Raw genomic sequence first — 3,713 nt, 5'->3', positions numbered from 1 at the left:
CCAAAATCCCGGGTACATGCCCAAAGTCGATTTGTCTCTTTTTCGAAATACAGGTTGATGATATTAATTTGATTATTTTTCAAATTAATATTATATGTTTTAATTTCATATTTTGCATGTGAATTCTTTTTTATTTGTATAAGTCCACTTCTGTATCCTGCCCATATATTTCCCTTGCCATCTGCTTTTATGCCTCTGATATTTCTTATCCTTTCACCTGCTACTCTTAGAGAAGATAGCACAGGCACCGGATTTTGGAAGTGATTCTTATATTCTAATTTATATATATTGTCAGGAGTAGCTACCCAAATATTATTTTCGTGATCTTCGGTTATGGAGTTTACCATTTGCGGGATATTAACGGTCACAGGAATATTTGTGTCCTCATTGATGTAAAACAATGTTTTTTGTTTGATTTGTACCCACAACCTATTTGCTTTATCCTTATAAAACGTAGTAACGAAATTACCATTTTCATTTTCAGAGTCAAGAAGGCGGTAAAATTTCGGAGCCAAAAGGTTTAGCCGTCCAATACCATTATTACCTGTTCCAATCCACAAATTCTGCATATTATCAATAAATAATACTTTTATCATTGCCTTTTCAAGGTATTTCCTTTTATCTGTGGCTAATTTTTTTAATGTGAAATTCAGCTTTTGGCCGGTTAATGCAAAGATTCCAGCTTCTTCTGTACCAATGAAATATTGGCCTCTATCCTTTTCTATTATTGTACGTATAGATTTCAACTGATTGTTTAACACGGCAATTTTTTTTGTCTCCTGGTTATATATAAACAGGCCTTCCTGTCCTCCCAATAGTAGGAAGGTTGAATCTAATTGTGTTGATGTATAGATGGGTGAATTTACAGATGGTATTTTTTGTGGAGAAATGTCTGGTGTAAATGAATTATTGTTATTCAGGTTTAAAATATATACGCCTGACGTAGTACCTATTATCATTTCGTTCTCTGAACTTTTATACATCGTACGTATATTGTCGGCCTCTTCAAATCCCGACAAAACAGTGGTAATTTTGAATTGGTTATTTAAATGGGAATAATTTATTTTAAAAACTCCCGAGCCCGTTCCTGCCCATAAATTATGTTCACTATCTTCATATAAAGAATAGATATTGTTGTCTAACGGATTTTCATTGAATCTGATGTTGGTGAATTCTTCTTTTTCATAGTTGTAAAGATTTAATCCTCCTCCCTCGGTACCAATCCACAAGTTTTGTGAAGAATCCATATAAATGGACAGGATACGGTTATCACTGATAGAATTAGGATTATTATCATCAAATCTAAATGTTTTAAATGTATAACCGTCATAGCGTAATAAGCCATCATAGGTGGCAATCCAGATAAATCCATACCTATCTTGTGATATTGAACTGATATCATGTTGCAAAAGCCCCTCATTCATAGATAGAATTTCTAAACGGTATTCGAAGTTGTAATCAGATGCAATTATCGCAATGCTGCTATAAATGCCAAAGAAAATGCTGATTAGAAAATATAAAGTTCTCATAGGCAGATACGGTAAGAAAGCAAATTTATATAAAAATTTGAGATAAGTCATGAATAAATTGTAATAATGCGTGCGCTTGTTACATATAGAGCGAAGATGTTACAAAACGATAATAAATAAAGATGAAAGTAACAGATTACCTGAAAAATCGAAATCTGTTACACCCTTTTTAATAATTGTTACATAGCGACTATCTACTGTTTAACAATAGTTCTAATTTTGTGCTGAATTGATGTCACAAACTTGAAATTTACATTTATGAATCTAAAAAATGAACACATGAGAATTTTATTTCTTTTATCTTTCTTGTTAGTCGTATCGGGAATCTCTGCTCAGATTCGAGTGAGTGGAACTGTTATTGGCAAGGAGGATGAATTACCGTTGATTGGTGTAACAGTAATAGAAGTAGGTACTAAACAAGGGGTTATTACAGATTTAGATGGTAATTATTCCATCACTGTGAAAAACGAGAAAGCTGAGCTTTCTTTTTCTTATATTGGAAAAGAGTCTCAAATTATTCCGGTAGGCAACAGAAGGGTAATAAATATAGTCTTGGAAGATCAACCCAGTGAATTGAATGAGTTAGTGGTAATAGGGTATGGCAGTACGAAGAAAAGTGATTTGACTGGCTCTGTTGCATCTTTGAAGGCTAATGAAATTGAAGAAAGCCGTACAGCTTCGTTTACCAGTGCGTTAGCAGGTAAAATTTCAGGAGTAATGGCAGTCCAGAATGGTGGTGATCCCGGTTCTGGCATTAGTATTAAAATTAGGGGTGCAAGTTCGGTCAGTGCTGGAACTTCGCCGCTCTATGTTATTGATGGGGTCTTAATGGAGAATTCAGTAAGTGAAATATCTGGAGCAAGCAGAATGGGAGACACTTCTTTAGATCCTATGGCAATGATCAATCCCAATGATATAGAATCTATTGAGGTCTTGAAAGATGCATCAGCCACAGCAATTTATGGATCACGTGGTGCTAATGGAGTTATTTTAATCACCACCAAGTCCGGAACCAAGGATGGCACAGTCCAACTGAATTTTTCGGTTGACACGGGATTTGATTTTTTACCGCAAAAGAGAACTTATTCACTTTCAGGATCTGAATATGAAGAATATATGAGATTACGTTTTCCGTTACCAATTGATTTTGTTCCGGGAGAAAGCGAAATAACTGGAAATTTGGCCCAAGGCTGGAACTCTGACGGAACGCCTAAAATAAGTGGTATAAATAGAGTTTGGCAAGATGAGATTTTCCGTTTGGGAATTTCTCAAAATTATAATATCTCACTAAGGGGTAGTTCTAAGACTAATACATACTCGTTCACTCTTGGTTATTATGATAAAACCGGTATAGTGAAAAATTCCGATATGGATCGACTTTCTTATTCAATGAAAGTGGAAAGTACTTTGAACAGTATTTTTAAATTGGGAATGAATCTTTCTGGGTCTGCAATTACAAATAATGGAATTGTGAATGCTACAAGTCAAACAGGTTCAAATATATTTACTCAAATGTTGATATTTAGGCCAAATATAGCTGATAATGAAATAGACGAGTCTTATTCCCCTGACGATCCGGCAAGCTCATGGAATAATCCGGTTAATAATTTAAATACTGTTGTTCAAAGGACGGATGCTCGAAGGACACAAGGAAATGCTTATGTGATTATGACTCCCACGAAGTATTGGACGATTCGTTCGACTATAGGCGGATATATGACAGATGCAAAAAGTAAGAATTTTTATCCTTCTACATCCGGCATGGGGCGCGTAGATAAAGGGAGGGCTACTCACGGTACCACTCGAACTACCAATTTATTGAATGAGAATACAGTGAACTATACGCGAAATTTGAGAAAAATACATGACATAAATGTGTTAGGTGGTATTACTTTTCAGCGTACAATATTTGACAATCTCAGCACCTCTACTACGGGATTAGAGTTAGAAAATCTGAAAGAAGAAAGTTTGAAGTTTGGTGCAAACATTCTACCACCAAATAATTCTTATTCATATTATTCTTTGATGTCATATTTAGGCCGTATTAACTATACCTTAATGAATAAATATTTATTTACCGCAAGTTTTCGTGCAGATGGATCTTCTAAATTCCCACCAGGAAATAAATTCTCTTATTTCCCTTCAGGAGCATTTGCCTGGAGGATAAATGAGGAGGACTTTTTG

The 3,713-nt window shown here is 34.9% G+C and carries 2 protein-coding genes; one reads left to right on the top strand and one right to left on the bottom strand.

Annotation, left to right across the window (positions count from 1 at the left end; genetic code table 11):
- A partial coding sequence (locus Q0502_RS07480) for a two-component regulator propeller domain-containing protein (protein WP_298649137.1) occupies nt 1-1,529 on the bottom strand: 1,529 nt, incomplete at its 3' end.
- A gap of 279 nt (nt 1,530-1,808) precedes the next feature.
- Here Q0502_RS07480 and Q0502_RS07475 point away from each other — a divergent pair.
- Nucleotides 1,809-3,713 (top strand): SusC/RagA family TonB-linked outer membrane protein (locus Q0502_RS07475; RefSeq protein WP_298649135.1); only part of this gene is annotated, 1,905 nt, incomplete at its 3' end.

Origin of the sequence: uncultured Proteiniphilum sp. (assembly GCF_937873925.1) — a bacterium.
GTDB lineage: Bacteria > Bacteroidota > Bacteroidia > Bacteroidales > Dysgonomonadaceae > Proteiniphilum.
The sequence above is the reverse complement of the archived record's forward strand: the minus strand, read 5'-3'. Positions and strand labels throughout refer to the sequence as shown.